At 68.6% G+C, this 2700-nt stretch carries 2 protein-coding genes and 1 pseudogene; all 3 read left to right on the forward strand.

All coding sequences use genetic code 11. From position 1 onward, the window contains the following. A pseudogene (locus tag V7067_RS17210) lies at nt 1-314 on the forward strand (3-phosphoshikimate 1-carboxyvinyltransferase); the annotation flags it as partial. Nucleotides 315-318: 4 nt separating this feature from the next. Beyond that, a complete protein-coding gene (cmk, locus tag V7067_RS17215) occupies nt 319-954 on the forward strand; it encodes a (d)CMP kinase (protein WP_334177113.1) in 636 nt (211 codons plus the stop codon). Between the two features lie 321 nt (nt 955-1275). Continuing rightward, the coding region (rpsA, locus tag V7067_RS17220; protein WP_334177114.1) for a 30S ribosomal protein S1 at nt 1276-2700 on the forward strand (1425 nt) is incomplete at its 3' end.

Genomic DNA, 2700 nt, shown 5'->3' on the forward strand with positions numbered 1-2700 from the left:
TGATGGAGGGCCTTGAGGAACTGCGCGTGAAGGAGAGCGACCGCCTTGCCGCGGTGGCCGCCGGCCTTGCCGCCAACGGCGTGGTGCACGCGGCCGGGCCGGACTGGCTGCGGGTGACGGGCCGCACCGGCGCCATCGGCGGCGGGCGGGTCGAAACCCACCTCGACCACCGCATCGCCATGAGCTTCCTCGTGATGGGCCTTGCCGCCGAGCGGGCGGTGATCGTGGACGACACGGCCATGATCGCCACCTCGTTCCCGACCTTCCATAGCCTCATGACCGGGCTCGGCGCCCGCTTTGCGGCGGAGGGCTGAGGCCATGGCAGGCCCGCTCATCATCGCCATCGACGGCCCGGCGGCTTCCGGCAAGGGCACCCTTGCGCGCCGGCTGGCCGCCCACTTCGGCCTGAGGCACCTCGATACCGGCCTGATCTACCGGGCCGTGGGCGCCGCTGTGCTGGCCGGCGGGCTCGACCTCGGCGATGCCGCCGCCGCAGAGGCCGCCGCCCGCGGCCTCGACCTCGGCGGCTTCGACCGCGAGGCCCTTTCGCGCCATGAGGTGGGCGAGGCGGCCTCGCGGGTTGCCGCCATGCCGGGCGTGCGCGCGGCGCTGCTGGAGGCGCAGCGCGCCTTCGGCCGCACCGCCCCCGGCGCCGTGCTGGACGGGCGCGACATCGGCACCGTGGTGTTTCCGGAGGCCGCGGCGAAGCTGTTCGTCACCGCCGATGTCGGCGAGCGCGCACGGCGGCGCACGGCGGAGATGGCCGGCCGCGGCCTTGCCGCCGATTATGACGCCATCCTTGCCGATCTCCGGCGCCGCGACGAGCGCGACAGCACCCGCGCCAGCGCGCCGCTGAAGGCGGCCGGCGACGCCGCGGTGCTGGACACCACCGCGCTCGATGCCGATGCCGCCTTTGCCGCGGCGCTCGCCCTCGTGCAGCAGCGGCTCGGCTGAGCGCTGCGGACCGGGCCGGCCGCAGCGGCACGGAACACCGCCCGGGCACCGGCACGGCGCCTGCGGGCGGAAAAACCGCGCGGCGCGGCGGGATTCGTGCGATTCCGGCCCCCGCGCGCCTTGTCCGTTGCCGGCGGAAACTGTATATCCGCGCCGGCGGCGGCTGCCATGCGGGCGGCTGCCGGCAAAGAAACGCGCGTTCGCCTGCCGCATGTGCCGGCCCGCTCCGCGGATACGGAGCGGCGGCCCGAAACGAGACCGGGCCCGGCAGACAGAGCGCGCGACCCACAAACACCAGCGCCGGCACTTTCAGGAGCTTTAATGGCCTCGCTCAATCCCTCGCGCGACGATTTTGCCGCGCTTCTCGACGAGTCGCTCTCCAAGTCCGAGATGCACGAAGGGTCCGTCGTCAAGGGCACCATCGTTGCGATCGAAAAGGACCTCGCCGTCATCGACGTCGGCCTGAAGGTCGAAGGGCGCGTTGCGCTCAAGGAGTTCGGCGCCCGTGCCCGTGACGGGCAGCTCAATGTGGGCGACGAAGTCGAAGTCTATCTCGAGCGCGTCGAGAACGCCCTCGGCGAAGCCGTGCTGTCGCGCGAGAAGGCCCGCCGCGAAGAGAGCTGGGTGCGCCTCGAAGTCGCCTTCACGAAGGGCGAAAAGGTCACCGGCCAGATCTTCAATCAGGTCAAGGGCGGCTTCACCGTCGATCTCGACGGCGCCGTGGCCTTCCTGCCGCGTTCGCAGGTCGATATCCGCCCGGTGCGCGATGTCGGCCCGCTGATGCACACCCCGCAGCCGTTCCAGATCCTCAAGATGGACAAGCGCCGCGGCAACATCGTCGTTTCGCGTCGCGTCGTTCTCGAAGAGACCCGCGCCGAGCAGCGTTCGGAGCTGGTGCAGAGCCTCGAAGAGGGTCAGATCATCGAAGGCGTGGTCAAGAACATCACCGATTACGGTGCGTTCGTCGACCTCGGCGGCATCGATGGCCTGCTGCATGTGACCGACATGGCATGGCGCCGTGTCAACCATCCCTCCGAGATCCTGTCGATCGGCCAGACTGTCCGGGTGCAGATCATCCGCGTCAATCACGAGACGCACCGCATCTCGCTCGGCATGAAGCAGCTGCTCGCCGATCCGTGGGAAGGCATCGAGGCCAAGTATCCGGTGAACGCCCGCTTCAAGGGTCGCGTCACCAACATCACCGACTACGGCGCGTTCGTCGAGCTGGAGCCGGGCATCGAAGGCCTCATCCACGTCTCCGAGATGTCGTGGACCAAGAAGAACGTCCACCCCGGCAAGATCGTCTCCACCTCTCAGGAAGTGGAAGTGATGATCCTCGAGGTGGATCCGGTGAAGCGCCGCATCTCGCTGGGCCTGAAGCAGACCCTGTCGAACCCGTGGGAGTCCTTCGTCGAGAAGTACCCGATCGGTTCGGTGGTCGAAGGCGAGGTCAAGAACAAGACCGAGTTCGGTCTGTTCCTGGGTCTCGACGGCGACGTGGACGGCATGGTTCACCTGTCGGATCTCGACTGGAACCGTCCGGGCGAGCAGGTCATCGAGGAATTCCGCAAGGGCGAAGTCGTCAAGGCGGTGGTGCTCGATGTTGACGTCGAGAAGGAGCGCATCTCCCTCGGCATCAAGCAGCTTGCCGGCGATCCCTTCGCTGAGGCGGGCGACCTGAAGAAGGGCGCCATCGTCACCTGCGAAGTGACCGAGGTGAAGGAAGGCGGCATCGAGGTGAAGCTG

The sequence above is a fragment of the Pseudoxanthobacter sp. genome (assembly GCF_036822375.1).
Taxonomy (GTDB): Bacteria; Pseudomonadota; Alphaproteobacteria; order Rhizobiales; family Segnochrobactraceae; genus Pseudoxanthobacter.

Coding starts and splice junctions, on each gene's coding strand:
- cmk (WP_334177113.1), top strand. CDS start 319: ATGGCAGGCCCGCTCATCATCGCCATCGACGGCCCGGCGGCTTCCGGC.